The sequence below is a fragment of the Streptomyces sp. NBC_00385 genome, from assembly GCF_035917155.1.
Taxonomy (GTDB): Bacteria; Actinomycetota; Actinomycetes; order Streptomycetales; family Streptomycetaceae; genus Streptomyces; species Streptomyces poriferorum.
Map to the genome: position 1 here is coordinate 1,060,275 of NZ_CP107951.1, position 23,620 is coordinate 1,083,894.

The 23,620-nt window shown below is 69.8% G+C and carries 20 protein-coding genes; 2 read left to right on the forward strand and 18 right to left on the reverse strand.

Annotated elements, in window-relative coordinates:
• Positions 1–50: 50 nt before the first annotated feature.
• Positions 51–956, reverse strand: coding sequence for an NADP-dependent oxidoreductase (locus tag OG959_RS04645; protein ID WP_326666205.1), 906 nt, complete (start codon positions 954–956; stop codon positions 51–53).
• 339 nt (positions 957–1,295) lie between these two features.
• Here OG959_RS04645 and OG959_RS04650 point away from each other — a divergent pair, with 339 nt between their 5' ends.
• A complete protein-coding gene (locus tag OG959_RS04650) occupies positions 1,296–1,652 on the forward strand; it encodes a MerR family transcriptional regulator (RefSeq protein ID WP_326656762.1) in 357 nt (118 codons plus the stop codon).
• 181 nt (positions 1,653–1,833) lie between these two features.
• Here OG959_RS04650 and OG959_RS04655 read toward each other — a convergent pair whose 3' ends face one another.
• From OG959_RS04655 to OG959_RS04690, 8 genes are all read right to left on the reverse strand, one after another.
• On the reverse strand, positions 1,834–3,954 hold the full coding sequence (locus OG959_RS04655) for a phosphocholine-specific phospholipase C (RefSeq protein WP_326656764.1): 2,121 nt from the start codon (positions 3,952–3,954) through the stop codon (positions 1,834–1,836).
• Positions 3,955–4,198: 244 nt separating this feature from the next.
• Positions 4,199–5,188, reverse strand: a complete 990-nt coding sequence (locus OG959_RS04660; protein WP_326656766.1) for a formylglycine-generating enzyme family protein — start codon at positions 5,186–5,188, stop codon at positions 4,199–4,201.
• A 67-nt stretch (positions 5,189–5,255) separates the two neighbouring features.
• Entirely contained in the window at positions 5,256–6,158 is a 903-nt protein-coding gene (locus tag OG959_RS04665) for a hypothetical protein (protein WP_326656768.1), read from the reverse strand.
• Positions 6,155–7,009 (reverse strand): carbohydrate ABC transporter permease, encoded by an 855-nt coding sequence (locus OG959_RS04670; protein ID WP_326656769.1) that lies wholly within the window; start codon positions 7,007–7,009, stop codon positions 6,155–6,157. The genes OG959_RS04665 and OG959_RS04670 overlap by 4 nt, the downstream gene beginning before the upstream one ends.
• A complete protein-coding gene (locus OG959_RS04675; RefSeq protein ID WP_326656770.1) occupies positions 7,006–7,971 on the reverse strand; it encodes a carbohydrate ABC transporter permease in 966 nt (321 codons plus the stop codon). The genes OG959_RS04670 and OG959_RS04675 overlap by 4 nt, the downstream gene beginning before the upstream one ends.
• 156 nt (positions 7,972–8,127) lie before the next feature.
• Entirely contained in the window at positions 8,128–9,384 is a 1,257-nt protein-coding gene (locus OG959_RS04680; protein ID WP_326656771.1) for an extracellular solute-binding protein, read from the reverse strand.
• On the reverse strand, positions 9,381–10,817 hold the full coding sequence (locus OG959_RS04685) for a sulfatase family protein (protein ID WP_326656772.1): 1,437 nt from the start codon (positions 10,815–10,817) through the stop codon (positions 9,381–9,383). The genes OG959_RS04680 and OG959_RS04685 overlap by 4 nt, the downstream gene beginning before the upstream one ends.
• Complete coding sequence (locus OG959_RS04690; protein ID WP_326656773.1) at positions 10,814–11,866, reverse strand: hydroxyacid dehydrogenase; 1,053 nt, start codon at positions 11,864–11,866, stop codon at positions 10,814–10,816. Before OG959_RS04690 ends, OG959_RS04685 begins: the two co-directional genes overlap by 4 nt.
• Before the next feature lie 110 nt (positions 11,867–11,976).
• Between OG959_RS04690 and OG959_RS04695 the strand changes: the two genes are divergently transcribed.
• Positions 11,977–13,140 carry an ROK family transcriptional regulator gene (locus OG959_RS04695; protein WP_326656774.1) on the forward strand — a complete coding sequence of 388 codons (1,164 nt, stop codon included), beginning with the start codon at positions 11,977–11,979 and terminating at the stop codon, positions 13,138–13,140.
• 57 nt (positions 13,141–13,197) lie between these two features.
• Here the strand turns inward: OG959_RS04695 and OG959_RS04700 are convergent, their stop codons facing one another.
• The 9 genes from OG959_RS04700 to OG959_RS04740 all read right to left on the reverse strand — a co-directional run bounded on the left by OG959_RS04700 (position 13,198) and on the right by OG959_RS04740 (position 23,618).
• The gene (locus OG959_RS04700) at positions 13,198–15,186 is read right to left on the reverse strand and encodes a hypothetical protein (RefSeq protein WP_326656776.1); all 1,989 of its coding nucleotides are present in this window, start codon (positions 15,184–15,186) and stop codon (positions 13,198–13,200) included.
• Between the two features lie 71 nt (positions 15,187–15,257).
• A complete protein-coding gene (locus OG959_RS04705) occupies positions 15,258–15,929 on the reverse strand; it encodes a ThuA domain-containing protein (protein ID WP_326656777.1) in 672 nt (223 codons plus the stop codon).
• 88 nt (positions 15,930–16,017) lie between these two features.
• On the reverse strand, positions 16,018–16,989 hold the full coding sequence (locus tag OG959_RS04710; RefSeq protein ID WP_442805725.1) for a hydroxyacid dehydrogenase: 972 nt from the start codon (positions 16,987–16,989) through the stop codon (positions 16,018–16,020).
• Between the two features lie 60 nt (positions 16,990–17,049).
• Positions 17,050–17,982, reverse strand: coding sequence for a carbohydrate ABC transporter permease (locus OG959_RS04715; protein WP_442805726.1), 933 nt, complete (start codon positions 17,980–17,982; stop codon positions 17,050–17,052).
• Between the two features lie 8 nt (positions 17,983–17,990).
• On the reverse strand, positions 17,991–18,887 hold the full coding sequence (locus tag OG959_RS04720; RefSeq protein ID WP_326656781.1) for a carbohydrate ABC transporter permease: 897 nt from the start codon (positions 18,885–18,887) through the stop codon (positions 17,991–17,993).
• Positions 18,888–18,983: 96 nt separating this feature from the next.
• The gene (locus OG959_RS04725) at positions 18,984–20,288 is read right to left on the reverse strand and encodes an ABC transporter substrate-binding protein (protein ID WP_326656782.1); all 1,305 of its coding nucleotides are present in this window, start codon (positions 20,286–20,288) and stop codon (positions 18,984–18,986) included.
• A gap of 114 nt (positions 20,289–20,402) precedes the next feature.
• Complete coding sequence (locus OG959_RS04730; RefSeq protein WP_326656783.1) at positions 20,403–21,497, reverse strand: substrate-binding domain-containing protein; 1,095 nt, start codon at positions 21,495–21,497, stop codon at positions 20,403–20,405.
• A gap of 115 nt (positions 21,498–21,612) precedes the next feature.
• Positions 21,613–22,455 (reverse strand): heparin lyase I family protein, encoded by an 843-nt coding sequence (locus tag OG959_RS04735; protein WP_326656784.1) that lies wholly within the window; start codon positions 22,453–22,455, stop codon positions 21,613–21,615.
• A 239-nt stretch (positions 22,456–22,694) separates the two neighbouring features.
• Complete coding sequence (locus OG959_RS04740; RefSeq protein ID WP_326656785.1) at positions 22,695–23,618, reverse strand: SDR family NAD(P)-dependent oxidoreductase; 924 nt, start codon at positions 23,616–23,618, stop codon at positions 22,695–22,697.
• Between the last annotated feature and the right edge of the window lie 2 nt (positions 23,619–23,620).

Genomic DNA, 23,620 nt, shown 5'->3' on the forward strand with positions numbered 1-23,620 from the left:
CGTTGCAAGTCAGCTACCTCGTGGGACTGTTCAGCTACAGAGCGGCCTGTTCAGATGGAGATCACGATCTTCCCTCGGGTGCGTCCGCGCTCGGCGTGCGCGTGGGCGTCGGCGATCCGCTCCAGGGGGTAGGTCTGTTCGACACGAGGTGTGTAGCGGCCTTGCCGGCCCAGTTCCGCCGCCGCGGACAGGAGAGTGGAGTCGTTCTCCGCGTTGACCACATGCGTGCCCAGGCGCTGCCCGCCCGCATGGTCGGCGACCGTCGCGACGCGCTTCGGGTCACCTGCGATCGCGACGAGGTCGTCCAGCGATCCGGAAGCCGCGGTGTCGAGCACGACGTCGACGCCGTGCGGGGCGAGAGCGGACAGACGCTGCGCGAGGCCGGGGCCATAGGTGGTGGGAACGGCGCCGAGTGCGGTGAGGAACTCGTGGTTGCGTTCACTGGCTGTCCCGATCACAGTGGCGCCTCGCGCTACCGCGATCTCGACCGCCGCGCTGCCCACGCCTCCGGCGGCTCCCTCGACGAGAAGGGTGCGGCCCGCGAGGGGGCCGAGCGCGCCGAGCCCACGCATCGCGGTCACGGACGCGAGCGCGGCGCCCGCGGCCTGCTCGTCGCTCCACGTGGCAGGGGTGTGCGCCCAGGCCGAGAGGACGAGCAACTCTGCGCTCGCCCCGGTGACACCGCCCAGTCCGAAGACGCGGTCACCGATGCTCACCCCCTGCACCCCGTCGCCGATCTCATCGACCACACCGGCGGCCTCGCGCCCGGGAATGGCGGGCAGTTCCAGCGGAATCAGCTGGTGCAGGGCGCCGGCCCGCAGCTTCCAGTCGATGGGATTGACGCCGGCCGCCGCGACGCGGACACGGATCTCACCAACTCCGGGGTGGGGGTCGGGGGCCTGCTCGATCGCCAGGCGCTCCGCTCCGCCGTATTCGTGGAACCGTGCTGCGCGCATCATGATCTGCCTTAACTTGACGGGCCGGAATGACGTGTTCGTCCGACGCTCGTCACTCTAGAACCTGACGTTGACGTGAGGTGCAAGCCGCAACTGCCGCCCGCCACGGTCGGCACCCTGCACCCTCGGGCGGGCTCCGCCATCCCGGCACGACGCGAGGGCTGTCGTGCGTACGTGATCCGCGTGAACACCCTCGGGTCCACCACCGGACCATGACCGCGCCGCGCCGCGCCGCCGGCAACGGCCCGATCGGGCCCCCACGGCTGCCCCTGAGCCTGCATTGCTAACCTGAACCTGACGTCCACGTGAGGTACGAGCGGGAAGGGAGTGACCTGCGTCATGCGCATCGGACAGCTCGCCAGGCGGTCAGGGGTCAGCGTGCGGGCCCTGCGCTACTACGAGGAACAGCGGCTCCTGGAATCGGCGCGGACGCCCGGCGGCCAGCGCGACTATCCCGACGAGGCGCTGGAGCGGGTCCAGCTCATCCAGGACCTCTTCGCGGCCGGCCTCTCCAGCCGTACCGTCGTCGAACTCCTGCCTTGCGTGAGTACCGGCGTCGCGACCCCCGCCATGCTCGACCAGCTCATCATCGAACGCGACCGCATCGCCGCACGCATCCAGGACCTGAGCCGGGCCAAGACCAAACTCGGCCACGTGATCGAGAATGTGACCGCGGCGAACGTGGCACAGGGCTGATCAAGCCGGCACGTGGGGCGGGCCCGACCCGTCCGGCGCCTACCGGGTACTGGCCGGCCGCGGGAAGCCCAAGGCGTATCCGGAGGCCGTCGAAGCAGCGTTCGTCGCTCTCGCTGCCCCGGACACACGCCGGGCAGCGGTGGGCCGCCGGTGCCGAGGGCGCCCACCGCCCGGACCCGGGTCAGCCCGAGACGCTCGCCCGGCCGTTCTCGATGTGCCCCATCAGCCGGCGCCGGAAGGCGTCGTCCCCGTCGACGGTGACGTCCAGGTCGTACCAGCCGTGCGCGTCGGCCGCCGAGTGCACCACCGTACGGCTGCGCCCCGGCTTGACCTTGACGGTCCGGGCCCAGTCGCGCAGGTCCGCCTCGTCGACATATCCCCGCGGCCGTACGGTGAAGGTGAGCGTCGTCCGCCCGGTGTTGCGCAGCGTGAGATGCAGATCGCGCTCACGGGCGTCGACCCGCGACGCGACCTCGGCCGGGGCACCGTCCTTCGCGGACCCGGCGAACTCGCGGCGGAAGCCGTTCGGCCCCGTCACCGTGAACCGGTACGCCGCGCCGGTGACGGGCACCGTCCACTGCGCCGCGCCCTTCACGTCCCGGTGCTGCGGTACGGGGAACTCGCCCGCGTACGGATACAGCGCGAAGTGCGCCGACGAACGCCCCGTGTTGCTGAGGGCCACCCGCACCGCACCATCCACCACCTTCGCCTGCGCGTCCGGCTGGTACGGCAGTGCGCGGGCCGGACGTGCGCCCGGCTCCTGCACCGGCATGTGCTGCACGAGCGGAGGCTTCGGCGACCAGCGGCCGCTGAACGGGGGAATGGCGCCCGGCTGCTCCACCTCGGGTCGGCGACGTCCTCGCGAGAAGTCGAAAGCGGAGGTCAGGTCGCCGGTGACGGTGCGCCGCCAGTCGCCGATGTTCGGTTCCTTCACCCCGGTCCAGCGCTCCAGGAAGCGGATCACGGAGGTGTGGTCGAAGACCTCTGAGCAGACGTAGCCGCCGACGGTCCATGGCGACACGACGAGCATCGGCACCCGCATGCCGAGACCGGTGGGCTTGCCCTCCCACTGCTCCTCGGCCACCTCGGGCGAGGCGACCGGCGGCGGCACGTGGTCGAAGAAGCCGTCGTTCTCGTCGTAGTTGATGATGACGGCGGTATGCCGCCACACGTCGGGGTGCTTGCCCAGCGCGTCCAGGACCTTGTAGACGATCGTCGCGCTGTGGATCGGCGAGGAGACGCTCGGGTGCTCCGAGTCGACGGCGGAGGGCACCAGATAGGAGACCTCCGGCAGCGTGCCCGCCGCCACGTCCTTGGCGAACTCGTCGGCCAGTGTTCCGGTCTCCACCCGGCGCAACGCCCGCTCGAAGAGGCGGCGTTCGGCCTTGTCCAGGGTGGCTACGCCCTCCTCCAGCAGGCTGAGCAGCCGCTCCCGCCCGGCCGCGTCCGCGTTCCGCACGGCGGAGTAGAACGACTCCATGTACGTGTGCCCGCCGGTCGTCGCCAGCGCCTTGCGGGCGATGGCCTTGAAGGTGGCGAAGAACTCGATCTGGTTGTCGGTGAAGTTCTCCCACTCGGTGTACGTGCGCCAGCTGTGCCCGGCCTTCTCCAGCCGCTCCGCGTAGGTGCCCCAGTCGTAGCCGGGGTGGGTGCCCTCGTCGTACGCGTCGTTGCCGACGGCCCGCTTGCCGTTCGGCTCGTTCCCCGTCTTCCCGCTCCACAGGTGGTTGCGGTTGGGGCTGGTCGAGGAGTGGATGGAGGAGTGGTAGGCGTCGCAGACCGTGAAGGTGTCGGCCAGCTCGTAGTGCAGCGGGATGTCACGGCGGTCGTAGTACGCCATGGTGGCGGCCGTCTTCGCGGATACCCAGCCGTTCATCCACCCACCGGCCCACGCCTTGCCGCCGCCGCTCCAGGAGTGGTCGAGCGCACCGATGTACTGGAGGTCCTTCTGCTGCGTCTCGGCGGCGCCGCGCACCGGGAACGGCAGAACGGACGTGCCCAGCGGTGCGGGCTGCTCGAAGACGGGCTTGCCCGAGGGCAGCTCGACGGCGTTGCGGTCACCGAAGCCGCGTACGCCCCGGAGCATCCCGAAGTAGTGGTCGAAGGAACGGTTCTCCTGCATCAGGATCACCACGTGCTTGATGTCTCCGAGCTCGTCACGGCCTCCGGACCCCGCCGCATGGGCCGGCTGCGCGGCTATCGCGGCCTGCAGCGAAGGCGGCAGCAGCGACCCCGCCGCCGCAGCACCGAACGCACCGCCGCCGAGCGCGAAGAGCCGTCGCCGTGAGATGTCCGTGGTCACGTTGATCCTCCCGAGTTCTGTCGTACAGCCGGGAAGCTAATCAAGCCGGGTGGCGCGGGGAAGGATTTCGTACGGCTTCGCGGTGAACCTCCAACAGGTCGTACGGGAAGTCCAACCGCCCAGCACGCACCCCGGCAGACCCGCACCGGCCCGTTCGCCTCGCTCGCCGACGAGGCGGCCAGGAACCTTCGTCTCCCGGGCGGCGGCCCCGCGGCGGCAGGCGGTCAGCCCGTCGGCGGCTTGGTCAGACGCTGATGTTGCGCTCAGGCCGTTGCTCGCCCGCCGACGTCACACAGCGGAAGCCGATGTTCCCGGCGCTGCTCTCGGGGGTGTTGGAACTACGCGCGTCCACCCGGTACCGGAAGCAGTAGCTCTCGTGGCACAGATAGGAGCCACCGCGCATGACCTTGCGCTCCGCCCGGTCGGGTCCGGCCGGGTTGTTCCTCGGGCCCGTGACGTGCCAGGTGGGGTGGAACCAGTCGGCGCACCACTCCCATACGTTGCCGCACGTGTTGTGGAGGCCGTAGCCGTTGGGTTCGTAGGCGTCGGCCGGGGCGGTGCCGAGGTAGCCGCCGGCGCCGGTGTCGCGGCGGGGGAACGCTCCCCGCCACACGTTCATCCGGTGGACGCCGCCCGGTTCGCGTGCGTCGCCCCAGGGGTAGCGGGCCTGCACCAGTCCCCCGCGTGCGGCGTACTCCCATTCGGCCTCGGTGGGCAGGCGTCTGCCCGCCCACCTGGCGTACGCGCGGGCGTCGCGCCAGCTGACGTGGACCACCGGGTGGTCCATTCGGCCGGCGATGTCCGACCCTGCCCCCTCGGGCCGACGCCAGTCGGCACCGGGGACCTCCCGCCACCACGGAGTGCCCGGCACGGTGGCGGTGGCGGCCCTGAGATGCCCGGGAAGCAGGCCGTCGAAGACGAAGGACGTCCCGAACCGTTCCGCCAGCGTGACCCAGCCGCTTGACTCGGTGAAGGCGGCGAAGTCCGCGTTCGTCACGGTCGTGGTGTCGATCCAGAACGGGTCGAGCAGCACCTCACGCACCGGCCCCTCGCCGTCCGCCGCGTACCCGTCCCCGGCGCTGTTGCCCATGAGGAACGTCCCGCCGTCCAGCCGCACCATCCCGGCGTGGCCGGTCCGTTCGGGCGCCGGGCCTGCGGACGGTCCGGGCGCCGCCGCCCGGACCGGCGCAGTCGCACCACGCGTGGCGGCACAGCACGAGGGTGGCTGGGGCATCAGAGGACACCTTCCTTTCCGGCGAGTTCGAGCAGGTACGAGGCCCGGGGCGGGCGCGGGAGGTGGGTCAGTGCTCCGGTCGGACCGGCGCGCCGCTCGTACGGCTGCGATGTGCGGCCTCGACCAGCGCGACGATGGACAGGACTTCCGCTTCGGGCACGTTGGGTGTGCCGGTTCGGCAGGCCTGCACGAGGGAGGCGAGCAAGCCGGTGAGCATCGGCGGTCCCGCCTCGACGGCGAAGTCACGGATCGTGTGGGGACCCGTGATGCGGCCCGTGGTGAGCGGCGACCATTCCTCCTTCCCTCCCAGCGTGGCCGTACGGCCGTCGCTCCAGGTCAGAGTGGTCCGGTCACACGCGGTTGCGTCGACAAGGACGCAGCCCGGGCCGAGTGCCGCGACGGCGAGGTCGACCAGGTGCACTCCGTACCAGGCGAGGGTGGGGTGACCGGGCTGGGTGGGAAGGGGGCCGGTCAGGTCGATCCGTTCGGCCCCGCCGGAGCCGAGCGCCTTCCGGAACTCCGGGGTGAACCGCTTCGGCGAACCGGCCAGCGCAAGGCAGCCGTGGGAGCGGGCCGAGGCCGTCATGGTGCGGGCCTCGCTACTGGTCAGCGCGAACCGGGTGTCGACGTAGACCGGCTTGCCGAAAGGGGCGAGCCGGGTGAAGTACCCGGGGTGGGTGCGGGCGTCGGAGGCGACGACGAGCAGGGCGTCGCACTCCGCCGCGACCTCCTCGGGGGTCGCCCGCAAGGGGACGCCGAGTCCGGTGACCTCGTCGGCGAAGGCTCCGATGCGGTCCCGGCTCAGCGGGAAGTCCTGCGCCGCCTCGCCCTTCCAGGCACTGACGATCGTGCCGCCGGGAACGGTGCCCGTGACGCCGTCCCCGTACAGACGGACGAAGGAGGGCGCGTGCGGAGAGTCGACCCCGACCAGTCCGAAGCGCAGCGGGGGCGGCATGTGCTCGGCGGTCATCCCTTGATCCCTCCGGCCGCGATGCCGGCGACGATGTGCCGCTGCAGCACCATGAAGATGACGAGGCAGGGGATGAAGCTGACCAGGGCCGCGGACATGATGCCGGCCGTCGACACGGTCTCGGTGTTCAGGGTGGCGAGCCCGACGGTCAGGGTGCGTGCCTCGTCGGTCTGGCCCACGACCAGGGGCCACAGCAGGTCGTTCCAGTGCCACAGGAAGACGAAGATGGCGAGCGTGGCGAGGATCGGACGGATGAGCGGCAGGAGGATCTGCACGAAGGTGCGCCACTCACCGGCACCGTCGATGCGGGCCGCGTCGAAGATCTCGTCGGGCAGATCGCGGACGAACTGGCGGATCAGGAAGACCGCCTGGGCGTTGGCGAGGGTGGGCAGCGTCAGCCCCCAGAGCGTGTTCACGCCCTCCATGCGGGAGACGAGGATGAAGGTCGGGATCAGGGTGGCCTGCATCGGCACCATCAGCGTGGCGACGATTGACCACAGCAGGGCGTTGCGCCCCGGGAACCGCTTGCGCACCAGCGCGTAGGCGGCCATCGATGCGGTGAGCAGGATGACCACCACCGACACTGCGGAGTAGACGAAGGAGTTCCACAGCCACAGGGGGAACTCGCCGACGTCGAAGATGCGGGTGATGTTGTCCAGGGTCAGCGAGTCGGGGATGGCGTGCGGCAGCGTCGGCGCGTCCTCCGGGGAAAGGGCGAGGACGACGACGGCCAGCAACGGGGCGACGGTGAACAGAGAGATGACCGTCAGGGCGAGCGTCGGGCCGATCCGGCGCCGGCGTCCGGAATGTCGCCGTTCCTTACCGAGGATGGTGGACGGGAGGGTGGTCACTGGGCGTCCTTTCCTTCGACGAAGCGCCGCTGGATGAGGGAGAGGATGAGCACGACGGCGAACAGGACCATGCCGGCCGCCGCGGCGTAGCCGAAGTCGAGGAACTTGAAGCCCTGGTCGTACAGGAAGTAGATGAGGCTGTAGCTGGCCCGGTTGGGTCCTCCGCCGGTCATCACGTAGATGGTGTCGAAGACCTGGAAACCGACGATCGTCTCGATCACGAGGACGAAGAAGAGCACGGGCTTGAGGAGCGGCAGGGTGACGTGCCGGAACGCCTGCCAGTTGCTCGCGCCGTCGATGCGTGCGGCCTCGTGCACCTCGGCCGGCTGGGCCTTGAGGCCGGCGAGGAAGACGAGCATCGAGTAGCCGAAGCCCTTCCACACCGACACGAGGGCAAGACTGCCCAGGACGAGCCACTGGTCACCGGAGAGGAAGGGGACCGGGCCGAGACCGAGGCCGTCGAGTGCGGCGTTGAGCGGACCGTCGAGGTCGAAGATCCACGACCAGACGATGCCGGCCATGACGAAGGAACTGAGGTACGGCACGAAGAGCACGGCACGGAAGGTTCCGCTGTACCGCACGAGCTTGTTGAGCAGCACCGCGCCCGACAGGGACACGACGATGATGAGCGGCACGAAGAGGACGACGTACGCACCGGTCGCGCCGAGGCTCTGCCAGAAGTGCGGATCATCGAAGAGGCGGGTGTAGTTGTCGGTGCCGAGGAAGGTGACGTCCCCGTTGAGGCGGTACCGCGTGAGGCTCATGGCCCCCGCGCCCAGGATGGGAAGGAACTTGAAGACGCCGAAGATGACCAGCGTCGGCAGGACGAAGAGGATGCCGGTGACCGCTTCCCGGCGGCGCTGCCGGCGGCGGGCGTCCTGGCCGTTCGCGTCGGTGGGCGTCGTCCGGAGGCGGGACGGTCGGGCGTCTGAGGCTTTGCTCGGAAGAGTCTGCACGGACATGGCGGCCAATCAGGCGGGAAGGGTACGGGTCCGGGTCCGGGTGGCGTGCGGCCCGGTGACAGCGGCCGCCGCGCCTCCTTTTCGGTACGTCGTGGACGGTGCGCGACGCTTCGGTGCGTGACGCTTCGGTGCGTCGGTGCGCGACGCTTCGGTGCGTCAGGCGCGGGACAGCAGGTCGCGGGCTTCCTTCGCCGCCTTCTTCAGGGCGTCCTCGGCCGACATGTCGCCGCCCAGCGCGGCCTGGATGTACGGGGCGAGGGCCGCCATCACCTGGCGGGCGACCGGCGAGGGCTCTCCGGGGTTGGCGTACTGGAGTGAGTCGTTCAGGGTCTTGAAGTCGGGCCCGCTGCCCGGCGCCTTGACGTCGGTGCGGGTGGGGAAGTTGCCCGCCGCCCTGTTGAGCGACGTCTGCATCGACGGGGACGTCAGATAGGCGAGAACGTCGTACGCGGCCTGGCGGTTGTGGTCCTTGTTGATCGATGTCAGGGCCAGCAGACCGGGGTTGCCGTAGGTCGCCCGCACCGCGCTCCGGAGAGGCAGGCCGAGGCGTACGCCGTCCTCGCCCAGCGCGGCCCGCATCTGGTTCAGCTCGGGCAGCGAGGTGACCGCGCGCATCGCCACCTTGCCCTTGGCGATCGGCGCGCCCTCCACGGCGGGGCCCGCGGTCGCGGCGTCCTCGGGGAGACCGCCGGCCTTCTTCAGATCAACCAGGAACTGCAGGGCCGAGACACCGGCCGGGGAGTCGAACGCGACGTCCTTGCCGTCCTCCGTGAAGACCGCGCCCCCCGCCTGCCACAGCAGGGGATAGTAGGAGAGGTTCAGCGTCTGCTCGGGGCTGCCGGCGTAATCCATCACCGCGATCCCCTTCTTGGCCAGCACGGGGGCGGCGGCGAGAACGTCGTCCCAGGTGGCGGGCAGGCCGAGACCGGCGTCGGCGAAGATCTTGGTGTTGTAGGCGGTGGCGTTGACGTTCTGGAACAGCGGGACCCCGTAGAGCTTGCCGTCGAAGGTGGCGGCCTTGAGCGTCTCGGGGTAGAAGGACTTGCGGTCCGCGTCCACGGCCTCGTCAACGGGCAGCAGACCCTCCACGCTCCGGTAGGTGGCCGCCTGATCCGGCGTGATCAGCGCGATGTCGGGCCCGGAACCCGCTGCGAGGGCCGCGGATATCTGGGCGTCCCGCTTGTCGAACGTCTGCAGCTCGATGTTCAGGTCGACGTCGGGATGCGACTTCTCGAAGCCCGACTCCGCCTGTTCCCAGAACTTCTTGCTCGCCACCTCGTCCTTGATCACCGGGTACATCCAGACGGTGACCTCCGGCTTCCCGTCCGCGCTGGAGGAGGAACAGGCAGTGGCGGTGGCCGCCAGCACCGCGGCGGCGGTCATGGCCATGAGACGGAGCGGTGTGCTGCTCATGCGGTTTCTCTCTCTCGTTCTCGGACGGCGGCCGGGCCGGCGATCACGCCGGACCGGTCGGGATCGGCAGGGCTCTGTGGGGACGCGGCCGCCCGGGCGAGGAAGGCGAGGGCCTCGCGGTGGCGGTCGCTCAGCGGTTCGGCCGTGAGCAGGTGGTCGCCCGTCTCGCTCATCCAGGCCAGCAGGGCACCGGCCATCTCGGACAGGACCGCGCCGTACGCGGGATCGGCGAACACGTTGCGGGTCTCATGCGGGTCCTGGGCCAGGTCGTACAGTTCGACGGCCGTGCTGGAGGCGACGGAGGGACCACGCAGGTCGGCCGGCAGGCTCCTGTGCACCCATGACTGGGTGGGGTCCATCGCGAGGGGAGCGTTGCTGAAGTTGACGATCAGCTTGTGGCCGGCGGACCGCACCGACCTCTTGGGGTCGTAGTAGATGTGGTGGTTGAGCTGACCGAAGGTGTACGTGCGCGTGGGAGCGCCCGTCTCCACCACCGGGACGAGGCTGTGCCCCGGCAGGTCCCCGGGACACGGCAGCCCGAGCAGTTCCAGCAGGGTCGGCAGCACGTCGACGTGACTGGCCTGGTCCGGTACCCGGCGCCCGGACCATCCGGCACGCCCGGGTACCCGCATGATCAGCGCGACCTCCACGCCGGGGTCGTACAGGGTGCACTTGGCACGGGGCAGGGCCAGGCCGTGATCGGTGGTGAACACCACGACGGTGTCCTCGCGCAGCCCGAGCGCGTCGAGACGGGCCAGGACACTGCCGACGCCCTGGTCCATGTGGCGGACCGCGCCCTGCAGTTCGGCGATCTCCTCGCGGGCGCCCGGGTCGTCCCGGAGGTACGGCGGGACCGTGTGGCCCAGTGAGTCGTCGGGACGCACCGTCCCGCCGAGGAAGCCCATCACTCCCGGCCGGTCCGCGTGCGACGGGGTGCGGTGCGGTTCGTGGAATCCGGCCTGGAGGTAGAAGGGCCGGCCCGTGGCCGCCGCCCGGTCCAGGGCGTCCACCGTACGTTCGACCACGACGTCGCGGTCACCGCCGGTGCGGACCCGGTCGAATCCCAGACGCGCGGCCACGACCTCGTCGGGCAGCACACGGGATTCGTGGTGCACGCCGACGAGTTCGGTCCGGTATCCGGCCGTCCTCAGCCGGTGCGCCAGGTGGCTGCTCGGGTCGTTCAGGTCCCAGCCGAAGGGGTCGTGCGTCAGTCCCAGCACACCGTTCGTCTGCGGATACGTCCCGGTGAACAGGGAGGCCCTGGCGGGGCTGCAGTGCGGTGCGGTGGCGAAGGCCGTCTCGAACAGGACCGACTCGGCGGCCAGCGCGTCGAGATGCGGGCTCACCACGGTGGGCACTTCGTAGGCGCCCAGGAAGCGGCCGAGGTCGTGACAGTGGAGAACGAGGAGGTTCGGCGTGGTGGTCACGGTCATCCCATCCGCTCCAGGTCCGCGCGGCTCAGGGCGTGTACGAGCGGCTCTCCGCGGAGGTGCCTGCGGACCTCGTCGACCACGATCCGCCCGGCCCGCCGGCGGGAGTCGGCCGTGGCTCCGGCCAGGTGCGGGGTGAGCAGCACGTTGGGCAGGGCACGCCACCGGTCGCCCCCGGGAAGGGGTTCCGCATCGAACACGTCGAGGGCCGCGTCGATCCGGCCCGAGGCGACCGCGTCGTACAGGGCGTCCATGTCGACGATCGTGGGCCGCGCCGTGTTGACGAACAGTCCGCCGTCGCGGATCGCGGCGATCTCCGCGGCGCCGATCAGCCCCCGGGTCTCCTCGGTGGCCGGTGCGTGCAGGGCTACGACGTCGCTGGAGGCGAGCAGTTCCGGCAGTGCGACACAGAGGGGGCCGAGGGGATCAGTTTCGGCCACGTACGGGTCGTACACCATGACGTCGGCACCGAGTGCCCGGCACGCCTCGATGTACCGCCGTCCCGTGCGCGAGGCCCCGACGACGCCGATGACCGCTCCCCCGATCTCGCGTGCGCGCGCGACCTCACGGGCTGCCTGCCAGGAGGCACCGGACCGCAGGGCGTGGTCCAGACGGTGAGTGCGGCGCAGCAGCGACAGGGTGAAGGTGAGGGAGAGTTCCGCGACGGCGGGCGCCATCGCGGCACCGGCCTGGGACACCGGGATACCGGTGTCCCAGAAGGCGTCGCTCACCAGCGCCTGCAACGAGGAAGCCGCGTGCATGACGAACCGCAGGTCGGGCGCGGCGGTCAGCCTGGCCGCGTCGAGCTGTGGGAAGCCCCAGGCGGTGACGAGGATCTGCACGCCCTCGGCTGCGGCCCGGAACGACTCCGGCGTCAACAGGTCCTTCGGCTCGATCTCCCGGACCTCACCGAGCGCGGCGAGGGCGCGCCTGGTGTCCGGCGGGAAGAAGGCGCCCGCTTCGGCGGCGGGGACGCTCAGCAGGATGCGCGTCCGGCCGGACGGGGCAGAGTGGCCGCGCCCTGCCGATGCGGCACCGATCGATTGGCTCATGTGGCGGAAACTAGCCAGGCTGCGTTACTTTTGTCAATGACCGAATTAAAGTGCGTCCCTGCGAGAATGCAGACTCCACGTGCCGAGCCGACCCGAAGGATCCGCCTGCGATGAAGCCACGCGCCGGGAGCAAAGCCCTGATCCGCGAGATCAACGAGGCCCTGGTCCTCGACATCGTCCGGGCCCACGGCCCGGTGGCGCGGGCGACGATCGCGACGCGTACGGGTCTGAGCGCCGCCACCGTCACCGGTATCACCGCCAAGCTCCTGCAGTCCGGCCTGCTCACCGAGTCCGACATGGTCCAGGGCGCGGCGGGCCGGCCGGCCCGCCTGCTCGAACTGGGCGGTGACACGGTCCTTGCCGCCGGCGTCCGCCTGTCGAGTACCGAGGTCTACGTGGTGCTGGTCAATCTGCGGGGCGAGGTGGTCGCCTCGCACCAGGAACCACTGGGAACCACCGCACGACAGGACGTCGCGAAGACCATCGAGCAAGCGGTGTGCACAGCGGCGGCCCGGCACGGGTCCGCAGCGCTCATCGGCGTCGGGGTCGCCGTCTCGGGTGTGGTCGATCACGCGGGAGGGATGGTGCGCCACAGCGGATCCCTCGGCTGGGAGGGCGTGCCGTTGCGAGCCATGCTGAGCGAGACGCTCGAGGTCCCCGTGGTCATCGACAGCTACGTCAACTGCGTCGCCGCCGGCCTGCTGCTGTTCGACACCGTCCTCGCCGGGCGCGATCTGCTGATCTTCAGCGTGGGCCCCAGCCTGGGGGCGTCCGTGGTCGTGCAGGGCCGCATCCACCGGGGCTGGAACGGCGCGGCCGGAGGCTTCGCCCACTCCCGCGTCGGCGGTGACCGCGGCGCCGCGGACCGGCCGTGCCACTGCGGCGCGGTGAACTGCCTGGAGACCTACAGCAGCCACTGGGGCATCGTGCGCGAACTCGAACGACGCCTCGAACCCACCGGGCACCTGGCGGAACGCGACGACGAGGTGATCGCCGAGGCCGCCGAGACCCTGGGCACCGCGATGGCGAACGCGTCGAAGATGCTCGGTCCCGAACACGTGGTCGCCGCCTTCACGAAGGAGATGAACCTCCCTGTCCTCGCCAGACGCGCGGAGGCCGCGTTCCGCCGCCAGTACCACCACGAGAACACCCCTGCCCCCGACCTGGAGTTCACCTCGGCGGACCGGCCCGCCCTGGCCCGAGGTGCCGCCTGTGTCGTCCTGGCGCGCATGTTCACCGCGGACCTCTCCGGTACGAACACCCACGCGCGGTGACCGCCGGCCGAGCACCCCGGCGGCCACCGTGCGACTCCTTCACGCCCTCATGGCTGCTCAGCAGCGGCTGACGTCGATCCGGATCAGGTTGCGTCCCCGGACGGCGTAGAACCTGCCACGCTCGTCCACCGCGGCTCGCGGGATGCCGTACCAGTCCGCGTCGAGCGCCACCAGGTCGGTGCGCGCGAACGTCTTGGGGTGGTAGCGGACGAAATCCGAGCTGGACGCCCCGTACACGTAGCCCCGATCGGCGAGCAGCGTCCCGTAGTTCGGCACCACCGGGCCGTGGTCGGCGGAGTGGATCACCTTTCGGGTGCGCAGGTCGATCACGAAGAAGTCGCCCCTGTGGCACATGACGTACAGGTGATGGCCGAGCACGGTGAGGCCGGTGATCCCGGTGGGCTCGGACTGCGGAGTCATCCGCCACAGCTCCCGCCTGCGGACCGGGTCCCACGCGACCAGGGTGCCGGCGGTGGCGGCGACGTTCTGGCCGCCGAGATAGGCCACACCGTCGTGCGCGACGACGGCACGGACCATCTGGCCGTCATCGATCGGATTGACGGCGACCGTGGTGGCGCCGCTCTTCGGGTCGTACGTCATCAGCGAACCGCCCGACGCGTAGTCGGACTGCAGCCCGATCAGCATCAGCCGGTGCCGGTCGTCCCAGACGATCTGGTGCGGGCGGTTCTGCTCCGGCGGCAGATCGGCCAGCTTGCGGGCCCACTCGTCGTCGGTGCGCGGGTTGTACGCGAGCAGGCCGATCGCGTTGTACTGGGCGAAGTGGGCGGTGCCCCCGCGCAGCAGGATGTCCTTGGCCTCGCTCGTCGCCAGCACCCTGCTCTGCTGCCCGGTGCGCAGATCGTGCCGTGCCACCGCGTTCGTCCCGCCGACGTACACGTGGTGCGTGTCGGCGGCTATCGACATCGCCAGCTGGGGCCCGATGGGGGCGCCCGCCTCGATCAGGTCCCACGAGGTGTCCGAACCCGTGCTCGGATCGACTTCGAAGATCAGGCCGAAGGCCGAGACGACGATGACCTTGTCGCCGCGGATCCACAGGCCCCAGATCTCGCCGAATTCGCCGTTCTTGGGCTTGATCTCGCGGAACGTACCTGTGCTCAGGGTCAGTTCGATCAGCGCGGCGCCGTTGAAGTACATCTTGTCGCCGAGCCTGCGCGGCAGCCGGAGGAAATGCTGCTCACTCTGCAGGAGGGTGTACCGGTCCGGGTCGTCCGCGTCCATGACGGCGACCGCCGCGCCGGCGTCGGTGGTCGAGCACACGTACAGGGTGCCGTCGTAGAGACCGACGTCCCGGACCTCCACCTGACCCGCGAACTCCTTCGGCAGGATCGATGTGATCTTCTTCGTGGCGCGGTCCATGACGAAGAGTCCGGCCTTGGTGCTCGTCGGCGTGGCGCCGAGCGAGGCACCGGTACCGATGTAGATCCTGTCCTGCGTCGCCAGCAGGCAGCGGATCATCGGTACGTCCGGATCGGGGATCGCGATCTCCGTGAGCTCACCGGTGGCCGGGTCGTACTGGCGCAGCTTGGGGTGGGACTCCCGGCCGCCGAAGAAGACCTTGTTGTCCGGCGACACGGTGATCGCGTACGGATCGAGGCCGGGGATCGAGTGGAGATCCTCCTTGGGCGCGCCGTCCGCGGAGAGATCGAGCCGGATGAAGCCCGGGCCCGGGGCGGTGTCGTACTCCCGGACCGCCGCGTACAGATACCGGCCGTCCGGGTCGACGGCGAGCAGCTGCGTACTGATCCCGGGCCCTTCGGTGACACTGGTGACCTTCGCGGTGTCGAAGTCGAAGCCGATGATGCGCATCGGGTCGATGTTGCGCGAGGCGATGTACGCCTTGTTTCCCACCGGAATGGCGGCGGCGAGGGAGAAGTTGTTCACGCCCGGACCGAGGTCCGTGACCTGCACACCTGACCTCGGCGTCGCCCGGGCATCGGTCGCGGTCAGGCCGGCGACGGCCAGCGCCCCCGCACCGGCGGCTCCCCACTGCATCATCTGACGTCGTGTGATCGATCCGTCCTGCATGGTGGTGTACTCCTTCGTGGGTTTCTGAGGATGCGCACGGGGAATCGACGGCTTTCCCCGTGCCGGAGGGATCAGCCCGCAACCCAGCGCAGGCCGCCCAGAAGATGGCCTCGGAAGGCCGGGTCGGTGTAGGCGTCGTCGGCGTGGCCCAGCGACGTGTAGAACGAGCGGCCGGCGCCGGACTCCTTGCACCACACCAGGGGGTGATCGGCGCCCATGGCGCCTCCCTCGTAGCCGGCTTCGTCGATGGTGGCGAGGATCTGCACGCCGGGGCGCCGGGGGTTGCTCCGGAAGTCGTACCACTCGTCGTCCCAGTCCCAGCGCGGCGGCAGATGGCGCATCGCCGGATGGCTCCGGTCCTCCACCAGCACCGTGCCGGACTGGAATTCCGGGTGGCCGGCGAAGCGGGCGCCGAGCAACTCCCCGTAGTACGGCCAGGTGTACTCGGTGCACGCGGCGGCATGGACTCCCATGAAGCCGCCACCGTCCGAGGTCCAGCGGCGCAGCGCCAGCCGCCCGTCAGGGGTGAGCACGTCCCCGCTGGTGGACAGGAAGACCACCGCGCTGCGCCCGGCCAGCGAGGCGTCGGTGAAGACCGAGGGGTCCTCGGAGGTCTCCACGGTGAAGCCGTGCTCCTCCCCCAGTTCACGCAGAGCCGCCTGCCCGGCAGGGATCGAGTCGTGGCGGTAGGCCGTGGTGCGGGTGAAGACGAGAGCGTCCGACAGGCGGTCGGTCCGGGACATGCTGGCCCTCCGGGTTCTGGCGCGCGGCGTGGTCGCGGTGATCGCCGCTCTCGTGCGGCGGGCGGCACGGCAGCCGCCGGGATGGTGCTCAGGCAGACGTGGTCAGGGCCGCCCGGGTGACGGGGTACGCGAACTCCCGCCCGGCGCAGTAGCGTTCGACCTCGTCCAGCGCACTGCGGGTGATGCGCGAAAGCTCGCCGCCGAGTGAGCCGGCGATGTGCGGGGTCAGCAGCACGTTCGGCAGGGAGTAGAGCGGTGAGGCCGCCGGCAGCACCTCGGGCTCGGTGACGTCGAGGACGGCGTGGATGCGTCCCGACAGCGCCTCGGCGGTGAGGGCCTCGGTGTCGACGAGGGATCCGCGCCCCGTGTTGACGAGGGTGGCACCGTCGCGCAGGAGGGACAGTCCGCGGGCATCCAGCAGGTGGTACGTCTCGGGCAGCGCGGGCGCGTGCAGTGAGACGACGTCGGAGCCGGCCAGCAGTTCGTCGAGTTCGACGAGCCGGGCGCCCATCGACCGGGCCGTCTCGGGATCGAGGTGCGGGTCGGCCAGCAGGATGTCGAAGTCGTGGGGCCGGAGCAGCTCCAGCACCCTGCGCCCCACGAGCGACGCGCCCACCAGGCCGATCGTCCTGCGGTAGTTGCCGAAGCCGGGGAAGCGATCCGCCCAGTCCAGGGGGTTTCGGTGCTCCCGGTAGAGCCCGCCGATCTCCAGGACGCGCTTGTTGGCGAAGAGGATGGCGGCGAGCGTGTACTCGGCGACGGGTACGGCGTTGGCGGCGGCCGCCGTGGAGACGAGGAGCCCGCGGTCCCAGCAGGCTTCCGTCACATGGTGTTTGACGCTTCCGGCCGCGTGCACGACAGCCTTCAGCATCGGCATGCGGGCCAGCACGGCGTCATCGAGGGGACGGCATCCCCAGGAGGTGATCAGGACCTCGACGGCTGCCAGGCGGGGCACATGGTCGAAGTCCTCGGCGACGACATGCGGCTCGATGTCGACGAGACGGGTCAGACGGTCGATGGCGGGGCGCGGGAAGAGTGCGTCCCGGTGCGGGCGGCCCATCGCGAACAGGGCACGCGGGCGGGGCGGAGTCGATGACATGGGGTTCCTCGGGACGATGGCCTACTTGACGGCGCCGGCTGTCATGCCGGACTTCCAGAACCGCTGGAGCATCAGGAAGAGGACGACCAGCGGGACCACGGACACCAGCGATCCGACGATGGCCAGAAGGTAGTCCTGCGGGTGCCCCTGGGAGAGCGCGGAGGAGTACCAGACGTACAACCCGAGGTTGACCGGGAAAAGGTCCTTGTCGGACAGCATCACCAAGGGAAGGAAGAAGCTGTTCCAGATCTGGGTGAACTGGAAGAGGAAGATGGTCACGAAACCCGGCGCGATCATGGGCAGGGCGATCCTGCAGAAGGTCCTGAACTCCCCCGCCCCGTCCACGCGGGCGGCTTCGAGGACCTCGTTCGGGATGTACGAGGCGCTGAAGACGCGGGCCAGGTAGACCCCGAACGGGAAGACGAGGCCGGGGATGAACACACCCCAGAAGGTGTTGACCAGACCGGCTTTGGCGGCGATGAGGTACAGCGGGATCGCCATCGCCGTTCCGGGCACCATCACGCCCAGCAGGACGAAGGAGAAGAGCTTCTCCTTGCCGGGAAAGTTCAGCTTGTCGAACGTGTACCCGGCGGCCACGCTGAACACGGTCGCCAGCAGCGAGCCGACACCGGCGTACAGGACCGTGTTGAGCAGCCAGCGCAGGAAGATCCCGTTGTCGGCCTCGAACAGGTACGAGAGGTTGTCGACGAGCGCGAAATCCTTGCCCGGGGCGAAGCCGTTGGTGGCGAACAGGTCCTGTCGGCTCTTGGTGGACGAGAGGACCAGCCACAGCATCGGCAGGAGTGTGTAGAGGGCGGCGAGCCCCAGCATCGCGGTCACACCGGCTTTGGACAGCAGGAGCGACGGACGGTTTCCTGCGCCGCGCCGGCCCGGCCGGGGCTCGTCGGTCCGCTCCGGGGCGGGATCGAGGCCGGCGGGGGCAACGCGTGTCATGGTCTTGGTCACGGCTTGCTCCTGCTGCGCGAAAAGCGGGTGACGAGGAAGGACAGCAGCGCGGCGAACAGTGCGATGAGCAGCGAGGCCGCCGCTGCCAGCCCGAAGTCGTTGTGGGTGAAGGCGGCCGTCTGGACGAACATGTTGGGCGTCCAGCTGCTGCCGATCGAGCTGGAGGCGCTGTAGATGACCTTCGGTTCGGTGAAGAGCTGGACCGAACCGATCACGGTGAACAGCACGGCCAGGGCGATGGCCGGGCGGATCATCGGCACCTTGATCGACAGAGCGGTACGGATCTGGCCGGCCCCGTCGATCTTCGCCGCGTCCAGGGCCTCGGTCGGCACCGCCTGGAGGGCGGCGTAGAAGATGACCATGTTGTACCCGATCCACTCCCAGACGGCGATGTTCGCCGCGGAGAAGACCGCGTTGTCCGCCGACAGGAAGTCGATGTCGAGGCCGCCGGCACCGAGGAAGTCGATCACCGGGCTCAGTCCGGGTGTGTACAGGTAGACCCAGATGAGGGCCGCGATCAGACCGGGCACGGCGTGCGGGAGGAACAGGGCCAGCTGGAAGAAGGTCCGTGCCTTGGCCAGCGCCGAGTCCAGCAGCAGGGCGAGGACGAGCGCGCCGCCGATCATCACCGGGATGTAGATCGCGACGTACGCGGCGATGGTGAGGAATCCGCCGCGGAAGGCCGGATCCGCCAACGCGTGTACGTAGTTGTCGAGTCCGGCGAAGACCTCTTCCGTACCACCGAAGCCGAGGCCGGAGGTGTGGGTGGTGAACAGGCTCATCCAGCCCGCGTAGACCAGCGGGGCGAGGGTGACGGCGGCGAAGAGGACGAAGAAGGGGGCCAGGAGCAGGGTGGCGGTGCGGCGCTGGGCGCGGGCTGACGGAGTTGTCATACCGGGCCTTTCTCGAGGGGAGCGGGAAGCGTCGGGGCGGGAGCCGATGCCGGCCTCGGCCCGCGGTGCGGGCATCGGCTCACCGGGGTTCGGGTCCTACGGGGCGACGTTCATCCCGCGTCGCCGCATGTCCTTCACGGTCGCCTGCTGGGAGCCGGTGAGGACGTCGAAGAGTTTCACCTTGCCCTGGGCGACCTTCGGGAGCTGATCGACGATGGCCGTGTTCGTGGTCCCCATCACGGGGCCCCACGTCCAGCCGGGCCGGACCGCGGCGTAGGACTTGCTGCCCAGGGCGTACACGTCCTGGCCGCCGAAGTAGTCGGTGGGGAAGGCGGCCTTGGTGACCGGCAGGAGCTTGGGGTCGGCGGGGAACATGCTGCTGGTCCCGGAGGAGACCCACGCCTTCATGCCCGCGGGATCCGTGGTGATCCACTTGATGAACTCCGCGGCGGCGCCGCTGTTCCGGGCACCCTTCGGTATGACGAACGAGGAGCCGCCGTACATGGCCGAGGCAGGCTTGCCGTCCCAGGTGGGCACGGGGGCCACCGACCACTTGCCCTTCTGGTCGGCGACGGTCGCCTGCTGTGCGCCCGCGCACCAGCTCGCGCAGACGTAGGCGACGGTCCGGTTCTGCTGGACGCCCGTCCAGAACGGGTCGAGCGAGCTCACCGAGGTGACGAGGTCCTTCCGGGCGAGGTCACCCCAGTAGTCGGCGACCTTCCGGGAGGGCGCGTCGTCCAGCGACACCTTCCAGGAATCCTTCTCCGTGCCGAACCACCGCGAACCGGCCTGCCAGGCGAGGGCGGTCAGCAGCCCCGGGTTGTCGGTGTAGAGAACTCCGCCGCGGGCCTTCGGATCCGCCTTCTTCACCTGCGCGGTCATGTCGCGGTACGCGTCCCACGTCTCGGGGACGCTGATCCCGTGGCTCTTGAAGAAGTCGTTGCGGTAGTACAGCATCAGCGGAGCCGCGTCGCGGGGAACACCCCACGTCTGGCCCCCGAGCTCGACCAACTGCCGCACTGACTTGGGGAAATGGTCCTTGACCAGGGGCCCGAGCGAGTCACTCAGCGTCTCCAGCTTGCCCTGGGTGGCGAACTCCGGCAGCTGCGGGTACTCGACGACCGCGGCATCCGGGGCGGTGCCCGCCTTCACGGCGTTCGTGAGTTTGGAGTAGTACTCCTGGCCCGAGGGAACCGCCTCGAAGGTCACCTCGATGTCCGGGTGGGTGCGGTTGAAGGCCTTCGCCACTTCGTCGGAGCCCTTGACGAAGGACCAGAAGGTGACCTTTCCGGTGCTCTTCTCCGCCGTGGAGGTCCCGCTGTCCGAGTCACCACATCCGGCGGCGAGCAGGCCGACAGCCGCGACGGAGCAGACCAGCGCTGTCAGTCGTCTACGAAACATGATGTGCCACCGATCGTTTGCTCGGGTGTCACGGCAATCATTCGTTACGTACGACAGCGCGTCAATGCATATGCTTTCGTTTTTTTGTTATCGAAACCAAGTGGCATCACTTGCTTACGCGTCGCTCCGACGGTCGGCACCGCAGGACGCGCGGACCCGCAGTTCCGGGCGGAGCAGGATCTCGGCCAGCGGGGTGGCCGGGTCGGACAGCCGGCGCACCGCCAGGTCGAGCGCCCAGGCCCCCACCGCCTGTTTGGGGGGTGCGACGGCGGTGAGGGGGACATCGCTCAGCTCGGCGACCTCGTCGTCGTAGGTGACCAGGGCCAGATCCTCCGGCACGCGCCTGCCACGTGCGCGCAGGATGCCGACGAGCGCGATGGCATCGATGTCGTTGTGCACGAGGGCGGCCCGGACCTGGCCGGATTCCACGGCGCGGACCACTTCTTCGAAACGCGCGTCGGCCGGCGCCGCGTCACCGGTGGTGCTGATGAGGAACTCCGGCCCCGGCGCCAGCCCCATGGCCTTCACGGCCTCGGCATGACCGGCACTGAGAAGAGCCGTGTTGGGGCTCTCGATCCTGGCGACGAGGGCCACCTTGTCGTGTCCGAGCCCGGCCAGATGGCGCACGGCGAGCGCCGCGCCGTAGGCGTGGTCGGAGGCCACCTGCTCCAGCCGGCCGGCCCGTATCCCGGCCCTGCGCTCCACCAGCACGGCCGGCACCTCCAGGGTGCTCAGCCACTGCTCGGCCTCGTCCAGCGGGCGCAGACCCGGGTGCAGCATCAGCAGCAGGCTGTCGATCCCGCCTGCCACCAACTGGCGGACCTGCTCCTGGTTCTCCGCCAGCGACTCCCCGGAGACGGTCAGTACGACGCGGACGCCACGCGCGCGCGCCGCGTTCTGGACACCCCGGATCACCTCCGCGTAGTAGTAGCCGCCCGGCGGCACCACCAGACCCACGGCGTACTTCTCCCCGGCGGGGACCGGGACGGGGGCCGAGGCCTCGGCGGGTGCCGGAGCGGGAGCGTCCGGGGCCAGCGCCGTCGCACCGCCGTGCACCCGGTTCAGCAGTCCCTGGCCGGCCAGCTCCCGTACGTCCTGACGCAAGGTCACGGCGGAGACGCCCATCTCCTCCGCCAGCGCCTTCACGGTGATCGAGCCCTGGCGCTCCACCGCGCGCAGGATCGCTTCCCGCCGCTCGTTAGCCAACACCTTCGGTCCTCTCTCGATGACGAGTGAGGCATCATTCTTCACTCGGCCATCGAAAAGATATCAATCAAAGGTCAACGATGGCCCGGAGCAGCGAATCCGGGGATGGGGATCCGTGTCAGGACAGGTCGAGCATGCGGATGTCGTCGTGCTGGACGATCCGCGTGGGTACGTCACCGTTCGCGATCGACTCCGAGGGCCGGTAGAGCCCCCACTTGATGTAGCCGTGGTCGGCCGGGTTGGCCGGCTGGTAGGTGCGCACGTTCTCGTACGAGGCGGCGGGCTTGTAGCCGGACTCTCCCGGAAGCCGTACGGAGACCTTGAAGTAGCCCGTCTCGTCGGTGGTCCAGCGTGCGTCCACGCGAAAGCTCATCCACTTGTTCACGTACGGACGGAGGTCCGGCACCACCGCGGCCTGCTGGTTCAGGTGCGGGGACCTGAACGCGACCTCGTTGCGCTTCGCCATGAGGTAGAACGCCGGGACGTTTCCACCCGCGTACTTGCCCTGGAAGACGATGTCGCCCGCGTCGCTGTCACCGGTTTCGTAGGTCTTCCAGTCCTTGAGCAGCACGCTGAACTCGTAGCGCTGCACGTCACCGACGTCGAACCGCCCGGCCGGAAGCAGGTCCGTCGCGCTCTCGCTCCGCGGCGCACCGTCGGACTCGTATCCCGCGTCGCCGAGCGTCACCCTGTGCTGAACCGCGTACGCGCCCCCGTGCCCGGGCCGCACGACGCCGGAAGCGTCCGGCGCCGTCGCGTGCGTGGTGGTCAGGCCGTCCACTCCGGAGTCCAGTGCTCCGTTCTCGTAGTCCACCTTCAGCTTCTCGGTGGCGGACTGCGCGGGTGCGGAGCCGGCGGGCGGGGAGCCGTCCGGTTCGGCTCCTGCCGCGTACGACACCAGCAGGGGAATCAGCAGCGCCCCTGCGCACAGGGCGGTCGATACCTTGAGAACCTTGGTCATTCCTGCTCCTCGACATCGTGGGGCTGCGAGAACCGGTCGAAGGCCGCCCTGGTGACGCCCATCCAGCACCGTCACCACGTGTGGTCGACACCGGGACGAAGCTACGAAATCACTTGATGGACATCGGGCCGCCAAGGGCCGCCTGCATGCTGACACGATTCCGAATGAAACCGAAAGAGGGGTGACGCCTCTGATTCGATACCGAGTGGTGAATGTGATGTGTGGCTGGAGGCACAGCCTCAGGAAGCCCTCCCCTGTGACGTCAACGCCGAGAACGTCACCCCGGTCAGCTCCTCCGAGACGGTCCACAGCCGCTGCTGGGCGGCCCGGTCGTGGGAATCGGGGCTGGAGGTGACCGGCTTCGGGTAGCCGCGGAGCTCCCCGCGGTTGCCGGGGCCGTAGTACTGGCCGCCCGTTGCGGCCGGATCGGTGGCGGCGCGCAGGGTGGGCAGGGCGCCCATCTCGGCCTTCTGGGTGAGCAGCGGCGCGAGCCAGGTGACGGGCACCCGCAGCGCGGCGGGGGTGTTGCGGGTCAGTTCGGTGTGGGACACGCCCGGATGGGCGGCGAGCGCGACCGTGGTGCCGTGCGCTGCGAGCCGGCGCTGCAGTTCGTACGTGAACATCAGGTTGGCGAGCTTGGCCTGGCCGTAGGCGCCGACGCGGCTGTACGAGCGCTCCCACTGCAGGTCGTCGAAGTGGATGGCGGCCCGGATGCGGTGGCCGGTGCTGCTGACCGTGACGACGCGGGAGCCGGGGACGGGCAGGAGCCGGTCCAGCAGCAGGCCGGTGAGGGCGAAGTGGCCGAGGTGGTTGGTGCCGAACTGCAGCTCGAAGCCGTCGGCGGTGGTCTGCTTCGGGGTGTACATCACGCCCGCGTTGTTGATCAGAAGGTCGATGCGCGGGTGGGCGGCGCGCAGGTCGTCCGCCGCGGACCGGATCGAGTCCAGCGAGGTCAGGTCGAGGGCCTGGACGGTGACGTCGCCGGTGATGCGGGCGGCTGCCCGCCTGCCCTTCTCCATGTCGCGGACCGCCAGGACCACCGCCGCCCCGCGCTCGGCGAGCATCCGGGCGGTCTCGAATCCCAGCCCGGTGTTGGCGCCGGTCACGATCGCCACCCGGCCACGCTGATCAGGAATGTGCTGTTCGGTCCAGTTGCCGCTCATGA

Bases quoted from the DNA above. Each gene is read 5' to 3' on its own strand.
- OG959_RS04645 (WP_326666205.1), bottom strand. From the start codon at position 956: ATGCGCGCAGCACGGTTCCACGAATACGGCGGAGCGGAGCGCCTGGCG.
- OG959_RS04650 (WP_326656762.1), top strand. From the start codon at position 1,296: ATGCGCATCGGACAGCTCGCCAGGCGGTCAGGGGTCAGCGTGCGGGCC.
- OG959_RS04660 (WP_326656766.1), bottom strand. From the start codon at position 5,188: ATGCCCCAGCCACCCTCGTGCTGTGCCGCCACGCGTGGTGCGACTGCG.
- OG959_RS04665 (WP_326656768.1), bottom strand. From the start codon at position 6,158: ATGACCGCCGAGCACATGCCGCCCCCGCTGCGCTTCGGACTGGTCGGG.
- OG959_RS04675 (WP_326656770.1), bottom strand. From the start codon at position 7,971: ATGTCCGTGCAGACTCTTCCGAGCAAAGCCTCAGACGCCCGACCGTCC.
- OG959_RS04680 (WP_326656771.1), bottom strand. From the start codon at position 9,384: ATGAGCAGCACACCGCTCCGTCTCATGGCCATGACCGCCGCCGCGGTG.
- OG959_RS04685 (WP_326656772.1), bottom strand. From the start codon at position 10,817: ATGACCGTGACCACCACGCCGAACCTCCTCGTTCTCCACTGTCACGAC.
- OG959_RS04690 (WP_326656773.1), bottom strand. From the start codon at position 11,866: ATGAGCCAATCGATCGGTGCCGCATCGGCAGGGCGCGGCCACTCTGCC.
- OG959_RS04695 (WP_326656774.1), top strand. From the start codon at position 11,977: ATGAAGCCACGCGCCGGGAGCAAAGCCCTGATCCGCGAGATCAACGAG.
- OG959_RS04700 (WP_326656776.1), bottom strand. From the start codon at position 15,186: ATGCAGGACGGATCGATCACACGACGTCAGATGATGCAGTGGGGAGCC.
- OG959_RS04705 (WP_326656777.1), bottom strand. From the start codon at position 15,929: ATGTCCCGGACCGACCGCCTGTCGGACGCTCTCGTCTTCACCCGCACC.
- OG959_RS04710 (WP_442805725.1), bottom strand. From the start codon at position 16,989: ATGGGCCGCCCGCACCGGGACGCACTCTTCCCGCGCCCCGCCATCGAC.
- OG959_RS04715 (WP_442805726.1), bottom strand. From the start codon at position 17,982: ATGACACGCGTTGCCCCCGCCGGCCTCGATCCCGCCCCGGAGCGGACC.
- OG959_RS04720 (WP_326656781.1), bottom strand. From the start codon at position 18,887: ATGACAACTCCGTCAGCCCGCGCCCAGCGCCGCACCGCCACCCTGCTC.
- OG959_RS04725 (WP_326656782.1), bottom strand. From the start codon at position 20,288: ATGTTTCGTAGACGACTGACAGCGCTGGTCTGCTCCGTCGCGGCTGTC.
- OG959_RS04735 (WP_326656784.1), bottom strand. From the start codon at position 22,455: ATGACCAAGGTTCTCAAGGTATCGACCGCCCTGTGCGCAGGGGCGCTG.
- OG959_RS04740 (WP_326656785.1), bottom strand. From the start codon at position 23,618: ATGAGCGGCAACTGGACCGAACAGCACATTCCTGATCAGCGTGGCCGG.